15 protein-coding genes are annotated in these 15,119 nt (G+C 60.1%); 10 read left to right on the plus strand and 5 right to left on the minus strand.

Translation table 11 applies throughout. The annotated features are described in order from the left end of the window. Nucleotide 1 precedes the first annotated feature (1 nt). The 5 genes from GC127_RS06910 (at nucleotide 2) to GC127_RS06930 (ending at nucleotide 4,910) form a co-directional block, all read left to right on the plus strand. Nucleotides 2-253 carry a hypothetical protein gene (locus GC127_RS06910; protein WP_008279179.1) on the plus strand — a complete coding sequence of 84 codons (252 nt, stop codon included), beginning with the start codon at nucleotides 2-4 and terminating at the stop codon, nucleotides 251-253. Next, on the plus strand, nucleotides 254-1,330 hold the full coding sequence (locus GC127_RS06915; protein WP_151977231.1) for a branched-chain amino acid ABC transporter permease: 1,077 nt from the start codon (nucleotides 254-256) through the stop codon (nucleotides 1,328-1,330). It abuts the gene before it with no gap. 100 nt (nucleotides 1,331-1,430) lie between these two features. Next, nucleotides 1,431-2,717, plus strand: coding sequence for an ABC transporter substrate-binding protein (locus GC127_RS06920; protein ID WP_037296671.1), 1,287 nt, complete (start codon nucleotides 1,431-1,433; stop codon nucleotides 2,715-2,717). 106 nt (nucleotides 2,718-2,823) lie between these two features. Next, nucleotides 2,824-3,648 (plus strand): ABC transporter ATP-binding protein, encoded by an 825-nt coding sequence (locus GC127_RS06925; RefSeq protein ID WP_008279176.1) that lies wholly within the window; start codon nucleotides 2,824-2,826, stop codon nucleotides 3,646-3,648. Nucleotides 3,649-3,689: 41 nt separating this feature from the next. After that, a complete protein-coding gene (locus GC127_RS06930) occupies nucleotides 3,690-4,910 on the plus strand; it encodes a phenylacetate--CoA ligase family protein (protein WP_151977233.1) in 1,221 nt (406 codons plus the stop codon). A gap of 33 nt (nucleotides 4,911-4,943) precedes the next feature. On the opposite strand, the gene GC127_RS06935 is transcribed toward GC127_RS06930, so the two are convergent. Together GC127_RS06935 and GC127_RS06940 are read right to left on the minus strand one after the other, a co-directional pair. After that, nucleotides 4,944-6,182, minus strand: coding sequence for an FAD-binding oxidoreductase (locus GC127_RS06935; RefSeq protein WP_151977235.1), 1,239 nt, complete (start codon nucleotides 6,180-6,182; stop codon nucleotides 4,944-4,946). Between the two features lie 66 nt (nucleotides 6,183-6,248). Beyond that, the gene (locus GC127_RS06940; RefSeq protein ID WP_008279173.1) at nucleotides 6,249-6,641 is read right to left on the minus strand and encodes a rhodanese-like domain-containing protein; all 393 of its coding nucleotides are present in this window, start codon (nucleotides 6,639-6,641) and stop codon (nucleotides 6,249-6,251) included. Between the two features lie 130 nt (nucleotides 6,642-6,771). Between GC127_RS06940 and GC127_RS06945 the strand changes: the two genes are divergently transcribed. Together GC127_RS06945 and GC127_RS06950 are read left to right on the plus strand one after the other, a co-directional pair. Then, nucleotides 6,772-7,104, plus strand: a complete 333-nt coding sequence (locus tag GC127_RS06945) for a hypothetical protein (RefSeq protein WP_008279172.1) — start codon at nucleotides 6,772-6,774, stop codon at nucleotides 7,102-7,104. A gap of 333 nt (nucleotides 7,105-7,437) precedes the next feature. Continuing rightward, nucleotides 7,438-8,745, plus strand: coding sequence for a sensor histidine kinase KdpD (locus GC127_RS06950; RefSeq protein WP_254700025.1), 1,308 nt, complete (start codon nucleotides 7,438-7,440; stop codon nucleotides 8,743-8,745). On the opposite strand, the gene GC127_RS06955 is transcribed toward GC127_RS06950, so the two are convergent. Both GC127_RS06955 and GC127_RS06960 read right to left on the minus strand, forming a co-directional pair. Next, on the minus strand, nucleotides 8,717-9,805 hold the full coding sequence (locus GC127_RS06955; RefSeq protein ID WP_151977239.1) for a Hint domain-containing protein: 1,089 nt from the start codon (nucleotides 9,803-9,805) through the stop codon (nucleotides 8,717-8,719). The genes GC127_RS06950 and GC127_RS06955 overlap by 29 nt on opposite strands. Before the next feature lie 3 nt (nucleotides 9,806-9,808). Next, nucleotides 9,809-11,389: a Hint domain-containing protein gene (locus GC127_RS06960; protein WP_151979661.1), complete on the minus strand. Its 1,581-nt coding sequence runs from the start codon at nucleotides 11,387-11,389 to the stop codon at nucleotides 9,809-9,811. 354 nt (nucleotides 11,390-11,743) lie between these two features. Here GC127_RS06960 and dapE point away from each other — a divergent pair, with 354 nt between their 5' ends. Continuing rightward, nucleotides 11,744-12,895: a succinyl-diaminopimelate desuccinylase gene (dapE, locus tag GC127_RS06965; protein ID WP_151977241.1), complete on the plus strand. Its 1,152-nt coding sequence runs from the start codon at nucleotides 11,744-11,746 to the stop codon at nucleotides 12,893-12,895. After that, a complete protein-coding gene (locus GC127_RS06970) occupies nucleotides 12,895-13,476 on the plus strand; it encodes a TIGR04282 family arsenosugar biosynthesis glycosyltransferase (protein ID WP_151977243.1) in 582 nt (193 codons plus the stop codon). The genes dapE and GC127_RS06970 overlap by 1 nt, the downstream gene beginning before the upstream one ends. 18 nt (nucleotides 13,477-13,494) lie before the next feature. Here GC127_RS06970 and GC127_RS06975 read toward each other — a convergent pair whose 3' ends face one another. After that, nucleotides 13,495-14,097, minus strand: a complete 603-nt coding sequence (locus GC127_RS06975) for a GcrA family cell cycle regulator (protein ID WP_008279166.1) — start codon at nucleotides 14,095-14,097, stop codon at nucleotides 13,495-13,497. Nucleotides 14,098-14,275: 178 nt separating this feature from the next. Between GC127_RS06975 and GC127_RS06980 the strand changes: the two genes are divergently transcribed. After that, the gene (locus tag GC127_RS06980) at nucleotides 14,276-15,106 is read left to right on the plus strand and encodes an ABC transporter permease (RefSeq protein WP_151977245.1); all 831 of its coding nucleotides are present in this window, start codon (nucleotides 14,276-14,278) and stop codon (nucleotides 15,104-15,106) included. Nucleotides 15,107-15,119: the final 13 nt, after the last annotated feature.

The raw sequence follows: 15,119 nt of genomic DNA on the forward strand, positions 1-15,119 counted from the left end.
GATGCAAAAGCTGATTGCCATCGTCAATGTGATCGCTTGGGCCGGGTTCTGGTCGTTTGGCTATCTGGCCCTCTCGGCGCAGGTAGAGAACACCGGGCAGATGGTCATAGCGGCGCTTTTGGCCGCCATGGGCGGGGGCGTGGGCATGCTCGCCTATCTCTGGCTGGTGCGCCACACCGAGGCGACGGGCTATGCCCGGCCAGCCAATCGCGCGATCAAGCGCGAGGATGATATTCATGGGGAGGTTCTCTAGATGTTTTACCGGGAAGCAGGGGATTTCAAGACCTCCTACGAGCAGGACAACCAGACCTTTCCGATCCGGTTCGATCGGTATCGTTATTACGCAGTGCTGGTCGCGGCCTTTGCCGTGGTGCCGTTTGTCATCAACGACTACTGGGTCAACGCGGTCTTTCTGCCGTTCCTCATTTATTCCATCGCGGCCATCGGTCTCAATATCCTTGTGGGATATTGCGGGCAGGTGTCGCTTGGGACGGGCGGTTTCATGGCGGTGGGGGCCTATGCCAGCTACAAGCTGATGACCGCCTTTCCAGACGTCAGCATCTTCTTTCACATCATCCTTGCGGGGGGCATCACCTCGATTGTCTGCGTGCTCTTTGGCTTGCCCTCGCTCCGGATCAAGGGGTTTTACCTCGCGGTGGCGACCTTGGCGGCGCAGTTCTTTTTGGTGTGGCTGTTCAACCGTGTCGGCTGGTTCTACAACTACTCGGCGTCTGGCCAGATTACTGCGCCTGAGCGGACGGTATTTGGGATTGCCGTCACCGGTGCCAATAATCCGCCTTGGTCGGCCTATCTCTTTTGCCTCGTCTTTACCGTGGCGGCCGCGATCATCGCCCGCAACCTGACGCGCGGCATGGCGGGGCGCAAATGGATGGCAATTCGCGATATGGATATTGCCGCCGAGATCATCGGGGTAAACCCACTCAAGGCGAAGCTCACGGCCTTTGCGGTTTCGGGGTTCTTCGTGGGTATCTCTGGCGCGCTTTTCTTTGCTGTCTATCTGGGCGCGGTCGAGGTGGGCGAGGCGTTCGGCATCAACAAGTCGTTTCTCGTGCTCTTCATGGTGATTATCGGCGGGCTTGGGTCTATCTTTGGCAGTTTTGCCGGGGCGGCGTTTCTCGTGCTGCTGCCTGTGTTGCTCAAGAATACGCTGGTGGGCGGTTTGGGCTGGCCCACGGATCTTGCGGCGCATCTGGAGTTCATCATCGTGGGGGCGTTGATCATCATTTTCCTGATCGCCGAGCCACATGGTCTGGCGCAGCTCTGGCGCGTCGCCAAGGAAAAACTCAGACTTTGGCCCTTTCCACATTAGGGGCGGGCCATTGGTGGGCTGAAAACCCACCCTAGGAGGTTGGGCGCAAGACATCGCGTTCAAGACGAAACATCGGAAAAACCAAGGGAGGAATAAACCGATGAGACAGAGACTGATGACGGCCCTGACCGCCGCCATGCTGGTCGCAAGCCCGGCTCTCGCCGAGCTGACGATCATCGACACCAGCTATCGCACCGGGCCATATGGCGCGAATGGCATCCCGTTCTCGGACGGCTACCAAGATTACTTTACCCTGCTGAACGAGCGTGATGGTGGCATCGGCGGCGAAAAGATCAATCTGGTGGAATGCGAGACCGGCTATAACACCGAAAAGGGTGTGGAATGCTATGAGGCCACCAAATCCGCAGGCAATGGCGCGCTGATTTATCAGCCGCTCAGCACCGGCATCACCTATCAGCTGATCCCCAAGGTGACATCTGATGGCATCCCGATGCACACCATGGGCTATGGCCGGACCTCTGCCAAGAATGGCGAAGTGTTCAAATGGGTGTTCAACTATCCCGCAAACTACTGGGATGGTGCCAGCCACGCGATCACCCATATTCTTGACCAGAACGGTGGCGACATCAGCGGCAAGAAAGTCTCGCTTGTCTACCACAACTCTGCCTACGGCAAAGAGCCCATCCGCACCCTGGAAGAGCTGAGCAAGAAGCACGGGTTTGAACTGATCCTTCTGCCGGTCGATCATCCCGGCCAAGAACAGAAATCGCAGTGGCTGCAAATCCGCCGCGACCGTCCTGACTATGTGCTGATGTGGGGCTGGGGCGTGATGAACCAGGTCGCGATCCAAGAGGCGGTGAATATCCGTTTCCCGATGGAGAATTTTATCGGCATCTGGTGGTCTGGCTCTGAGAATGACGTGAAACCTGCCGGCGATGCGGCCAATGGCTATAAGGCGCTGACCTTCCACAACCTTGGCGATGACTATCCGCTCTATGACGATCTGCGCAAGCATGTCGTTGATGCTGGCAAGGCTGCAGGTGCGGGCGATCAGGTGGGCAGCGTGCTCTATAACCGGGGCATGTATGCCGCGATGCTGGCTGCAGAGGCGATCAAGACCGCGCAAGAGATGCATGGCGTGACCGCGATCAATGCAGCACAGATGCGGGATGGCATGGAGAACCTCGAGATGACCGAGGCCAAGATGACCGCGTTGGGCCTGCCCAACTTTGGCCCCGAGTTCAAGGTCAGCTGTCAGAACCACGGCGGGAACGGCTATGGTGCCGTGTCGCAATGGGATGCCGCAGCGGGTGATTTCAAGCTGATCACCGACTACTTCCAGTCGGATCAAGAGATCATCTCGGCGCTTGTGGCCGAGGATAGCGCGGCCTTCGCTGCCGAAAGCGGGATCACGCCGGGCTGCTAAGCCTGTGACCCTGTCCCGGCCGCAGTATGTGCTGCGGCCGGGGCACCTTGGATTTATTGGCAATATCAGGACGGGCGTGCCCGCCTTTCCGGGACGGAGAATTGCGATGCTGGATGCCACCCCACGCGACGAGACCCTGCTTGAGGTCAACAACATCGAGGTGATCTACAATCACGTCATACTTGTTCTCAAGGGCGTCAGCCTGACTGTGCCCAAGGGCGGGATTACCGCGCTGTTGGGGGGGAATGGCGCGGGCAAGACAACAACGCTCAAGGCGATTTCAAACCTGCTCAAATCCGAACGTGGCGAAGTGACCAAGGGCACGATCACCTATCGCGGCGAGCGCGTTCAGGATCTGATGCCCTCGGATCTGGTTAAAAAGGGCGTGGTGCAGGTGATGGAGGGGCGGCACTGTTTTGAGCATCTGACGGTCGAAGAGAACCTTTTGACCGGCGCGTACACCCGCAGTTCCAGCCGGGGTGAAATTGATGCCGATCTCAACATGGTCTATGAGTATTTTCCGCGCCTCAAGGAGCGACGCAAGAGCCAAGCAGGCTATACATCTGGCGGTGAGCAGCAGATGTGCGCCATTGGCCGCGCCCTGATGAGCCGCCCCGAGACAATCCTTTTGGATGAGCCGTCGATGGGGCTGGCGCCGCAACTGGTCGAGCAGATTTTCGGCATCGTGAAATCGCTCAACGAAGAGCAGGGCTATACGTTTTTGCTTGCCGAGCAGAACACCAATGTCGCGCTCAGGTTCGCGCATTACGGCTATATCCTCGAGTCGGGGCGTGTGGTGATGGATGGTGACGCCCGCAGTCTGCGCGAGAACCCGGACGTCAAGGAATTCTACCTCGGGATGTCCGACGAGGGGCGCAAGAGCTTTCGCGACGTGCGCAGCTATCGGCGCCGCAAGCGTTGGCTGGCGTGACCTATTCTTCGCACCAAGACACCGCCCCCAAGGATAATGGCATGACCCAGTATTTCGACCCTCTTGAAACTCGCAGTCCCGAGGCGCGCGCCGAGGCCTTAGCCCGCGCTCTGCCGGAACAGATTGCCCGCGCGCAGGCTTTGCCCGGTTATGGTGGTTCGCTTGATGGGGTCGCTGCATCGCAGATTACAGAGATCGCGGATTTGGCACGCCTGCCGGTCCTGCGCAAATCCGATCTGGGCCGTGCGCAGGGGGCAGCGGCACCGTTTGGCGGGCTGACCAGCCTGCCTGCTGCCGGGTTTGCCCATATCTTTCAATCCCCCGGCCCGATTTATGAGCCGGGCGGCGTTGGCCATGACTGGTGGCGGATGGGCCGCTTTCTGCATGCCTGTGGCATGGGCCGCGGCGATATCGTGCAGAATTGTTTTGGCTATCACCTGACCCCTGCCGGCATGATCTTTGAAAATGGTGCACGGGCGGTGGGGGCGGCGGTGCTGCCTGCCGGGACGGGCCAGACCGAATTGCAGGCGCGCGCCGCGCATGACGTGGGCGTTACCGCCTACGCCGGCACGCCCGACTATCTCAAAGTCATTCTCGACAAGGCCGACGAGATGGGTTTGCCCCTCAGGATCACCAAGGCTGCGGTTGGTGGTGGCGCGCTTTTCCCGTCGCTGCGCGCGGAGTATGCGGCGCGCGGTATCGCCTGTCTGCAATGCTATGCGACCGCCGATTTGGGCAATATCGCCTATGAAAGCGCCGCGATGCAGGGGATGATCGTGGATGAGGGGGTGATCGTCGAGATTGTGACGCCCGGCACCGGCAATCCGGTTGCCCCCGGCGACGTGGGCGAAGTGGTGGTAACGACGCTTAATCCCGATTACCCGCTCATCCGTTTCGCCACCGGCGATCTCAGCGCCGTGATGGAGGGGGAAAGCCCCTGTGGGCGCACCAACCTGCGTATCAAGGGCTGGATGGGACGTGCCGATCAAACAACCAAGATCAAGGGCATGTTCGTGCGTCCCGAACAGGTGGCCGCCCTTGTGGCGCGACACGACAGTATTGCGCGCGCCCGCGTGATTGCCAGCCGCGAAGGTGAGGCGGATGTGATGACGGTGCGCATCGAGACTGCGGGCGGTGAGGCCGAGCATTTTGCGGGATCAGTGGTTGAAACCCTCAAGCTCAAGGGACGGATCGAGATTGTACCGCCCGGTAGCCTGCCCAATGACGGCAAGGTGATCGAAGATTTGCGCAGCTACGAGTGACGCCGACGAAGTCTTGAAACCATCGCAGCACAGTCAGGAAAATCTGTTTGCGTCATAAGGCGCAAGGTCGATATTCGGGCGCTTGCCGCTGAGAAGGTCGGCCACGATCCGCCCCGTCTTGGGCCCGGCTGTCAGGCCAACATGTTGATGCCCAAACGCCGCATGTACGCCCGTTCCCCCGATCTCGCCAATAAGCGGCAGGCTGTCTGGGGTGGAAGGGCGAAAGCCCATCCATTCCTCAACCCCCTCATAGGTCAGGTCTGGAAAGGCACGCGCCGCACCGCGCCGGATGAGATCCAAGGGCGCGCGCGATGGTCCTTTGGTGATCCCGCCCAATTCCACCGTGCCCGCGCAGCGCAGCCCATGCGCCATCGGGTTGACCGCGAATTTTCCGGTCGTGATCATCATCGGATTGCGTGGCATCTGAGAGGGGGCCGTGAAATGAAGGTGATAGCCGCGCTCGGCCTCTAGTGGCACCTTGAGGCCCAGTTTTCGCATCAACGGCTTAGACCAGATGCCCGCCGCCAACACTGCCGCATCGCAGGGCATCGTGCCGCGATCTGTTTCGACGGCGCTCACCCGCCCATCGGTCAGGGTGATGTCTTGTACTTCGGCCTGCACATAGTGCCCGCCCTCGTCCAGCAAAACGGCTGCGAGATCGGCCATATAGGCGCCGGGATTGAGGATGTGGCCATGGCCCTTGAGTGTTGCAAGGCAGCGGATGGTGGGACCAAGAATTGGCTCTGCCTCTTGCACTGCGCCGCCTTCCAAGACCTCGGGGATATAGCCTGCTGCACGTTTCAGCGCCCAGCCATAGGCATCTGCCTCAAAAGCGGCGCGGCTTTCATAGGCATAGGAGAAATCGCTAGAGGCCACCCATTTTTCTGCGCGCGTGCCCCGCGTCAGGGCGAGATGCTGGTCGAGGCTGTCTGCGACAATGCCTGTGATCCCCGCCACCATCCACCGCGTATCGCGATCATTGGCGTTGGCCGCAAATTTCATCAACCACGGGATCAGGCGTGGAAAATAGGACCATTGCAGGAAAAGCGGCTTGTTGGGGTTGAGGGCGTATTTCAACCCTGTCGTCAGAACGCCGGGCGTGTTGACTGGTACGATGGCCCATTGCGCCAAGAGCCCGGCATTGCCAAAAGACGCCCCGGCCCCCGGCCTATCCTTGTCGAGCAGCGTCACATCATGGCCCGCGCGGCGCAGCCAGATGGCGGCACTCAGCCCGCAGATGCCCGCGCCGATGACAATGATCCTGCTCGACATGACTTGCGCCCTCTTTGGATTGCGCGCCACGTTGCGCAATGCGCGCGGCGGATGCAAGAGGCGTGATCAGCCTTTGGTGGGCTTTTCCCCGACCGGGCCACCTGCTGCTTGCCAGCCTTTGAATCCGTCGCTGATATGGCTTACGCCCTCTAGCCCCATGTCCTGCGCGGTGCGCGCTGACAGGGCCGAACGCCAGCCGGAGGCGCAGTAGAACACAAACCGCTTGCCGCTTTGGAATTGGGGTTTGGCATAGGGGCTTTCGGGGTCGATCCAGAATTCCAGCATCCCGCGCGGGCAATGAAACGCGCCCGGGATCATGCCGTCGCGCTCTAACTCGCGCGGGTCGCGCAGATCGACAAAGATTACGTCATCGGTTCCGTGCCTATCCAACATCTCGGCTGCGGGCGCGTGGCTGACCACTGCGTTTGCCTCTGCCACCATGTCTTTGATGTGTTTCATTCAGTTCCCTCCCTTGGTGTTTCCGCAGTAGGCTAACGCTCGCAAAGACGGAAGGAAAGCGGCTGTGCTTGACTTTGCGTGCGCCTTGGCTCAGGGCTGCGCGCGACGAAAGGCCGTTGGAGAGCCGGACATGAGCGACACGCAAAAGAAACCCAATCGGCAGCAGGTCTACACGCTCTTGGTCGAAATCGGGCGCAAGACCGGCGATGGTTTGCCGGACAAGGCGACGGGCGCTGCGCTGATGATCTATGCCTCGGGCGTCGACGAGGCAGAGGCTGTGCGCGAAACGGTGGCGATCCTGAAACAGGCCGATTGCGCGCCTCTGGATGTGTCCGGTTACGGTACGTTGGCGGAACGCGAGGCCGAAGGCCACGACATCTCGGACGAGGAGCGGGCGTTGATGCAGCGCGCCTTGGATGAGAATTCTGTGATCGTCGCGCAGATGACCCCGTTCTTTGACTGATCATGTCTGAATTTTTGCCTGCGACCTAGCAGCGCAACAGGGGTGGAATTCCGTTAGGTAAACTCTATCTACGATTGCGGCACGTTGGGGCCAGCAGGGCCTCGTGCAATCTATCGGGGTGCGACTGGCTGCCAGTGTGTCAAGGACGCGAACGAGCGTGGGACCTGGAGTAAAATTCCATTTCACAATGATCGTTGGGAACGTATTAAAGCGTAAACTAAAAAACGCGTGGGTGAAACCATATCGCAAAGCGCGATTGGGATGGCACGACCTGTGCTAGGGTTTGTTGTGAAAAGTGACGAAGAGGCAGCAGTTCCAATGAGAGAACAGGCCATGATGGACAGCCGACTTGAGGCGGGCGCGCGCCGTCGCAAGTTGTCTTTTGCCTTTGTCTGGCTTGGGCTTTTGTTCACGTCTGTCTGGATGGTGCTTACCGGGCTGAGTGGTGAGCTTGAGGTTTTCCTTGTCGGGGCGCTCGCCTTTTCCGGCTTTGCCCTTGTGCGCGTGCTCAAAAACCAGTTGCCGCTGGTCTGGGTGAATACCTGCTGGCTGACATCGACCAATGTCGCGATCTTTCTTGGCGCCTGTGTCGTGCACGTTGATGGGCATATCGACATCATGCTGGTTCCGATGGTGGGTTTTCCCTTTGCTGTCTTCTCGATCTATCGGGACAGGTTTCACATTGCCGCTATGGTGGCCTTGCCGATCATTCTCTGGGCCACGTGGTTTTTCTGGCACGAAGACTGGAACCCGATCATTGATCAGGCAACTGCCGTGCGATTTTATGCGCCAATGTCTGCGCTGACCGCGTTTAGTATCATCGTCTATCCGGTTTTCTACTTTGCCATCGTTTCAGCGCAGCATTCGACCGAAATCAAGCGCGCCCGGCAAGACGCCGAACAATCGAGCCGTGCCAAAACCGTGTTGCTCTCGGGCATCAGCCACGAAATGCGCACACCTCTGAACGCGGTCATCGGTCTTGCCGAGCTCTTGCGGGAAGATGGCGTGACCAAAGGCGATGCGCAGCAGGCCGATTTTGCCAGTCGCATCATGCAATCTGGCGAGACGCTCTTGGCGACTGTGGAAAAGACCATGCATTTCGCCGATATCGCGGCACGTCGTTCTGCGGTGACGCTGGAGCCGGTGGCCGTTGCGGATGTGGTTGAGTTGGTCTTGGAGGCCTATCGCGACGAGGCTGCACAACGGGATGTCACGATCTTGGCTGAGCAAACCGGCACGCTTGTTCTTGCGGATGCAACCCTCTTCCAAGAGGCGTTGGCGCAGTTGGTGGAAAATGGTGTGCGGTATTGCGGTGCCGGGGGCTGCGTCAAGGTCGCGGTCGCTGGCGAACGGTCAGGGTATCACCGGATCACGGTGACGGATAACGGGCCGGGGTTCGGTGCGGTCGATCCTGCGTTGGCCTTTGCGCCCTTTGAACGCTTGGCCCATGCGACCGGCACGACCTTTGGCGCGGGGATGGGGCTTGCTCTTGCGCGGATCAAGGCCGAAGCGATGTCTGGCAGTGTTGGGATAGATTTTGACGTGCCAAAAGGGGCGCGCGTCTGGATCGAATTGCCGGCGTTTTTTGACGAGGGAGCAACCCGGACCGCTCTTAAGCCGCGCGGTTCATTGCAAGCGTGATCGCCTCATAGGGCTTGAGAACCGGCCAGATTGGTCGAGGGTGTTCTGGCAGGCGGGCACGGTCGAATCCGGCCAGAACGCTGGCACCCAACAGGTCAGGATTGCGCCGGAGCCGCCCGATATAGAGGCTCTCTGTGCGCGTGCCTGCGACGATGATCTCTTCGTGGCCGGGCAACAGCACGTGATGATAGCTGACGATATCACCTGTCTGAGCATAGAGCGCCGAAAACCCGTTGATCAGATGCCGCGCTGGAACCAAAACGGCCTCGCATCCAAAGAGGTATTCCACTTCGGACCCCCGGATCACAAGCCTCTGTTGTGGTGAGACAACGACATCGCGGCGCAGGCCGAAATAGGGTGCGCGCAGCCGGACCGGGCGGAAACTGCCCATGGCAGGCACCCGCCGCGAGACTGTCTGAAGCACAGGGACAATCTGCCCTTCGTCGGTATCTATAAGATGCCCGCGTTTGAGTTGCCCCGCGGGCACATATCCGCTCGGCGTGCAGACCGGCACGTTCGCAGTCAATCCCGGCATTGGGCCGATGGGTTCGATCCGGTTTGACAGGGCGACAAATATAACGTCGGGGTCCATCTGGCGTTGCCTGGGATCGGTCAGCAGCGTGCGCAGATCCGCAAGCGGCATGGGATGCGGCGGCGGCAGCGCAATGCTGTGCACGCGGTCCATTTCCGGGCGCTCAAGCGACAGCCGCCCCCACCGGGCGGGAGCATCCCAAGCATAGGTCAGGCGCAATGTATCCGTGCGGTCATCGGCCTGATAGGGCAGGGTGGCATGGCGCACATCCCCGGCCTGCGTCTCGATCAGGACAATCCCCCCGCCCGGGAGCGCCTGGATCGAAAAGCCGCCGCTCCAAGGATGGCTGCGACGAAAGGCCAGCAGGGTTTGCGGCCGCCCTTCGGTGGACTTCCGGGTTTCGATCATCAACGTGCCACGTGTCAGCAAGGCGGTTTCATCCGGCGGGGCAGACACGGCTTGCGGCGCATCAAGCCCGTTCACGGCGAACCGCCCGCCCTCCTGATCGGATATCCCGATCCACCCCATCCTTTAGGCCGCCACGCCCTGAGCCACCAAGAGTCGCGCCTCATAACTCTTGAGCATGCGACGGGCGGCGGGGCTATAGCCTGCGCCGGTCTCGGGGTCGATTTCCGGGAAAAGTGCGCAAATCTCTGCGACGATCTCGGATTCAAAGCTGCGGGTGGTTTGTGGGCCGGGTAAAAAGCTCTCGGTTGGCAGGCCCTCGGAAAATACCACCTGATGGCGGTCAAAAAGGATGTGAACGTATTCGACCTCTCCTCCTTCGATCCTCTGCACGGATCGGCCATTGACCAGATCGCGCGCGGCAATCAGAACCTCACGCTCGCCAAAGAGCAACTCTGCCAGAGAGTCGCGGATCAGGACCCGGTGCAAGGGCGAGAGCAACAGCGCTCGGTGCCGTCCAAAGGTATCCGACGCGATCCGAATAGGGGCGAAATCGCCGACAGCTGCCACCCGTCGACGCCCAATCCAGCGCAAGGGTTGTGCGCCGTCATCTTGTGTCACCACCAGATCGCCGGGTTGCAGCCTGTCTACGGGCACTTCACCCTTGGGCGTGCGGATCATCGTGCCTGCGACAAAGCAGGGCACCGAATTGACGGTGACAAACCCGATATCGGTTTGGCCGGTGCTGCTTTGGACTTCGTAGGTGAAATTGAAAACTTCGGTATCGCCATCACCGATTATCTCGATAGTGCCGTCTGCATTCAGGAGGATTTGCTGGCCGGAATTCAGGGTGACGATGCCGCCAGCGACAACGGCCTTGCCGTTGATATGGGTGATCGTCAACGTGCCCGCGGTGTTATTCACATCATTGCTAAGCAGGTCGAGAATGCGGGTGCCATCAGGAAAGAGCGTGGTTGTATCATTCATCGCAACAAGCGTGGTTTGCACGCTGTCCGCCGCAATCAGAACGGTAGAGTCGTAGTTGGCATCTGTCACATCCGCAATGCCGATACGGATGGAATTCACCTCGCCGGAGTTGACTGGGATGGTCAGGGTCAAAGTAACGGTAAACCCGTCCATCTCGGTGTTGAACTGATCTTGGGTGTTGTCGATGAAAAGGTTGCCGTTAGACCCCGAGTTGAGGTTGTTGGGGTCAATATCGCCATCCCCCACGCTGAGCGGCACAAGGCTGCCATTGACCCAAACGCCAAAGAAATCCTGAAACGCCCCGACGGCGAATTCTGGGTATTCCTCTGAGGCGAAGACGAATTGCATGGTCATCACATCGCCGGTAGGGATGAAATCCACATCGAGATATGAGGCGTCAAAGGTCTGAGCGCCGGCAGCGGCATTGAAATCCGCCACGCCATTCGGCCCGCTTGATGTGGTGGTTGTGCTTGCGCTCAGGTTTGATTGAAAGAAGTTGCTATTGGTGAAGCCGCGCAAATCGCCGGTCGAGAACAGGACGCCACTATCGCTTGGCACCACGCCGGGGGATATAGCATTGCCATTGGTGTAGATGCCCGACGAATCGCGGTCTCCGGTGTAAGAGGCGTTGACCACCTGAACGCCGTCACCAAAGATTGTCTGCGCCATCTGATTCGCGGATGCGTTCAGATTGATCGGAAGTTCGACGCCTGCCACCATATCACTGCCTGCCCCTTGTAGAGGCAGCGCCGACACGCGCACGCGCAGTCTATCAGACTGCCCGATCCGGGATGCGACGGCGCATAACTTTGCCTGTGCTGCGCCGTGCTGCTCGAATGTCGCGGGCCAGTCTGTCCTTTGCGGATCTGTTGGCCCTGACGTGGTATGTTTGCCCTGCCTCGGGTTTATTATATCCTTTTGGATAGCAAACAATTCCCGCGTTGTTAAGGTTTAATCGCCTTTGGCTAGAGGTGCGCGGAATCTGTGGCCCGATAGCCTTGGTTGCGGCGCGATTTGCCTTTGTGCATGATCCGCGCTAGGCCTCGGACAAAACTGCCGCACAGGACGCTTTTCATGCCTCACACCCCGCTCGATCCCGCCCAACTGACGGCCGACCTCATTCGCTGTGCGTCGGTCACGCCCGAAGAGGGGGGCGCACTGCGCTTGCTGGAGCAGGTTTTGACAGATGCCGGATTTTCATGTGTCCGTGTGGATCGAGGAGAGGTGCCCAATCTCTTTGCCCGGTGGGGACCGAAGGAAGCAGCGCGCAGCTTTGGCTTTAACGGGCATACGGATGTGGTGCCGGTGGGGGATCTGGCGGCATGGTCAGTGCCGCCTTTTGGCGGGGTCGAGAAAGACGGAATGATCTGGGGGCGCGGAGCCACAGATATGAAATCGGGCGTGGCTGCCTTTGCTGCTGCGGCGGTGGATTTCGTGCGAGACACGCCCCCCGACGGGGCCGTTATCTTGGCGATCACCGGAGATGAGGAGGGCGATGCCGTGGATGGCACGGTCGCCCTGCTCGATTGGATGACCGCCCATGGCGAGGCTATGACCGCTTGTCTTGTCGGAGAGCCGACCTGCCCCGAGCGGATGGGCGAGATGATCAAGATCGGGCGGCGCGGCTCGCTTTCGGCGTGGTTCACGCTGACAGGGGTGCAGGGCCATTCCGCCTATCCGCACCGCGCCCGCAATCCGCTCCCCGCAATGGCGCGTTTGATGGATCGGCTGGCCTCGCACCAGCTTGATACGGGAACGGCACATTTCGATCCCTCGACCCTCGCAGTCGTGACGATCGACACAGGTAATCCCGCAACCAATGTGATCCCCGCGCAATGCCGTGCGACGGTCAGTATCCGTTTTAATGACGCCCATCACAGCACGGATCTGATCAAATGGATGCAGGCAGAGTTGGATCGCGTTTGCGGCGATTTCGAGATCACCGGCGAGATGCGCGTCAAGGTGTCTGGCGAGAGTTTCCTGACCCCGCCGGGGCCGCTCTCGGATCTGGTTGCGCGCGCGGTTGCGGCGGAAACCGGCGTGGTGCCCACACTTTCGACCACCGGCGGCACCTCGGATGCCCGCTTTGTCAAGGATCACTGCCCGGTGGTGGAGTTCGGCCTTGTTGGCCAGACGATGCATCAGGTCGATGAGCGGGTCGAAGTGGCGCAGATCCATCAGCTCAAGGCGATTTACGGGCGTGTTTTGCGCGACTATTTCGAATAATGCGCCGCTATTTGATCGTCATGGTCAAGGAACCGCGCCCCGGACGGGTTAAAACCCGTCTGGGGCGTGACATCGGCATGGTCGCGGCGGCATGGTGGTTCCGGCATCAGGTTGCGCGCCTTTTGCGGCAGCTTGACGATCCCCGTTGGCAGGTGGTTCTTGCGGTGGCTCCTGACCATGCGGGCCTCAAAAGCGGCGTCTGGCCAGATCATTTGCCCCGCGTGGCGCAGGGGCCGGGCGATCTGGGCGACCGGATGGGGCGGCTGTTGCGCGGTATGCCACCCGGTCCCGTCTGCATCATTGGTGCGGACGTTCCGGGGATCACCCCGGCAAGTATCGCCCGTGCCTTTGCAGCGCTTGGACGCTGCGATGCCGTATTTGGCCCTGCGGTTGATGGGGGCTATTGGCTTGTCGGTCTGAAACGGGTTCAGGCTGTCCCGTCTGCGCTCTTTCATGGCGTGCGTTGGTCAACCGAACATGCCTTGCGTGACACAATGAAAACACTGCCGGGCGCGCGCATCGCGCAGGTCGATATCCTGCGCGATGTAGACACGGTGAGTGATCTGGGTCCGCGCCGGTAGCCGCGCGGATCATCCTGCTCAGCGCTTGCGGTCGCGGCGGCTGCTCATCGGTTGAAACGCGACGCCCACATGCGCCTCGCAATAGGGTTTGCCGGATTGCACCGGCAATCCGCAGAACCAGAAATCTGGCGTGGCGGGATCACCCACCGGCCATTTGCAGGTGCGTTCGGTCAATTCCATCAGCGTGAGCTTTTTGGCCTTCTTTTCGATCTCGCTGACCTTGGCCAAGGCTGCGGGGTCGATTTCGTTGGCCGAAGGCTGCGGTGGCAGCGGCTGGCCCGCAGGAATGATCGCCTTGATCCGGCTGATGGGGGCCACGGCGACCGGTTCATTCGCGGGTTCCGGCTGTTCCTCGGCCCGTGCTGCGGGCTTGGGTGCAGGCTTGGGCGCAGGCGCTTCGGCGGTCTTGGCCGCAGCGGGCTTGGCCTTGGGGTCTGGGGTGCTGGGGGCAGGGGCCCCTGTGGGCCCGGTGCCATTGCGATTGGACAGGCCAAGGCGATGCACCTTGCCAATCACCGCATTGCGGGTCACGCCGCCCAACTCCTTGGCGATCTGGCTTGCGGACTGACCTTCTCCCCACATCTTCTTGAGCATTTCAACGCGTTCGTCGTTCCAGGACATCGGGGCTTCCTTCGGTCAAAAGGCGGACCGGGCCCCGGGCCCGCCGCCTTGCAAATCTGATCAAGCCCCTATTCTAGTCACTGGCGTGTGAGTTACAAGGCATCGAATCGCGGGCAGGCAGCACATCGTGGTGGAAACGCGCCCAAAAGAGCCAGACCACGCAGGCAAGGAGCGATAAATGACAGATCACGCACGACACGAGGGATCGCCCTTCACGGCGGCAATGGGATCGCGGCGGTTCGGGCGCGTCAATTGGTTGGGGCTGGCCACGCTGGCAGAGCGTGAAACACGCCGTTTCATGGCAGTCTGGACACAGACCATTATGGCACCTTTGGTGACGGCGGGTCTTTTTCTACTGATTTTCAGCATCGCCATTGGTCCGACACGGGGCGATGTGATGGGCGTGCCTTTTACAACCTTTATCGCGCCGGGCATTCTGATGATGACGGTCATTCAGAACGCATTTGCCAATACCTCTTCGTCCATCGTCATCTCGAAGGTGCAGGGCAATATTGTGGATACTTTGATGCCGCCGCTCTCAGCGGGGGAGTTGGTGCTTGGCTATCTTGCGGGGGGCGTGGGGCGCGGCCTGCTGGTGGCTGTTGCGATCTGGCTTGGGCTGTGGGTTTTTCTTGGGATCGGGCTTGCGCATCCGATGTGGGCGCTCTGCTTTGTGCTGCTTGGCGCGGCATTTCTGAGTGGGATTGGCATTGTCGCAGGGATTTTTGCCAATAAATTCGATCAGATGGCGGCGATCACCAATTTCATCGTGACGCCACTGGCATTTCTGTCGGGCACCTTTTATTCGGTCGAGGCACTGCCCCCTGTGCTCTACACGATCACGCATTTTAACCCGATTTTCTACCTGATCGACGGCGCGCGCTATGGGGTGATCGGTGTGTCGGACAGCGATCCGCTGCTTGGGCTGGCGGTGGGCGCTACGGCGACCCTCGTGATCTGCCTGACGGCTTGGCGAATGCTGGCCACGGGATATCGGCTCAAGGCTTGAGGGGCAATATCGG

The sequence above is a fragment of the Roseovarius sp. EC-HK134 genome, from assembly GCF_902498815.1.
GTDB classification, from domain to species: domain Bacteria; phylum Pseudomonadota; class Alphaproteobacteria; order Rhodobacterales; family Rhodobacteraceae; genus Roseovarius; species Roseovarius mucosus_A.

Excerpts from the sequence above, each read along its gene's own strand:
- GC127_RS06915 (WP_151977231.1), top strand. The coding sequence starts at position 254 with ATGTTTTACCGGGAAGCAGGGGATTTCAAGACCTCCTACGAGCAGGAC.
- GC127_RS06970 (WP_151977243.1), top strand. The coding sequence starts at position 12,895 with ATGCGCCGCTATTTGATCGTCATGGTCAAGGAACCGCGCCCCGGACGG.
- GC127_RS06935 (WP_151977235.1), bottom strand. The coding sequence starts at position 6,182 with ATGTCGAGCAGGATCATTGTCATCGGCGCGGGCATCTGCGGGCTGAGT.
- GC127_RS06980 (WP_151977245.1), top strand. The coding sequence starts at position 14,276 with ATGACAGATCACGCACGACACGAGGGATCGCCCTTCACGGCGGCAATG.
- GC127_RS06960 (WP_151979661.1), bottom strand. The coding sequence starts at position 11,389 with ATGGTGGCAGGCGTCGAACTTCCGATCAATCTGAACGCATCCGCGAAT.
- GC127_RS06945 (WP_008279172.1), top strand. The coding sequence starts at position 6,772 with ATGAGCGACACGCAAAAGAAACCCAATCGGCAGCAGGTCTACACGCTC.
- GC127_RS06930 (WP_151977233.1), top strand. The coding sequence starts at position 3,690 with ATGACCCAGTATTTCGACCCTCTTGAAACTCGCAGTCCCGAGGCGCGC.
- GC127_RS06940 (WP_008279173.1), bottom strand. The coding sequence starts at position 6,641 with ATGAAACACATCAAAGACATGGTGGCAGAGGCAAACGCAGTGGTCAGC.
- GC127_RS06920 (WP_037296671.1), top strand. The coding sequence starts at position 1,431 with ATGAGACAGAGACTGATGACGGCCCTGACCGCCGCCATGCTGGTCGCA.
- GC127_RS06910 (WP_008279179.1), top strand. The coding sequence starts at position 2 with ATGCAAAAGCTGATTGCCATCGTCAATGTGATCGCTTGGGCCGGGTTC.
- dapE (WP_151977241.1), top strand. The coding sequence starts at position 11,744 with ATGCCTCACACCCCGCTCGATCCCGCCCAACTGACGGCCGACCTCATT.
- GC127_RS06975 (WP_008279166.1), bottom strand. The coding sequence starts at position 14,097 with ATGTCCTGGAACGACGAACGCGTTGAAATGCTCAAGAAGATGTGGGGA.
- GC127_RS06955 (WP_151977239.1), bottom strand. The coding sequence starts at position 9,805 with ATGGGGTGGATCGGGATATCCGATCAGGAGGGCGGGCGGTTCGCCGTG.
- GC127_RS06950 (WP_254700025.1), top strand. The coding sequence starts at position 7,438 with ATGATGGACAGCCGACTTGAGGCGGGCGCGCGCCGTCGCAAGTTGTCT.
- GC127_RS06925 (WP_008279176.1), top strand. The coding sequence starts at position 2,824 with ATGCTGGATGCCACCCCACGCGACGAGACCCTGCTTGAGGTCAACAAC.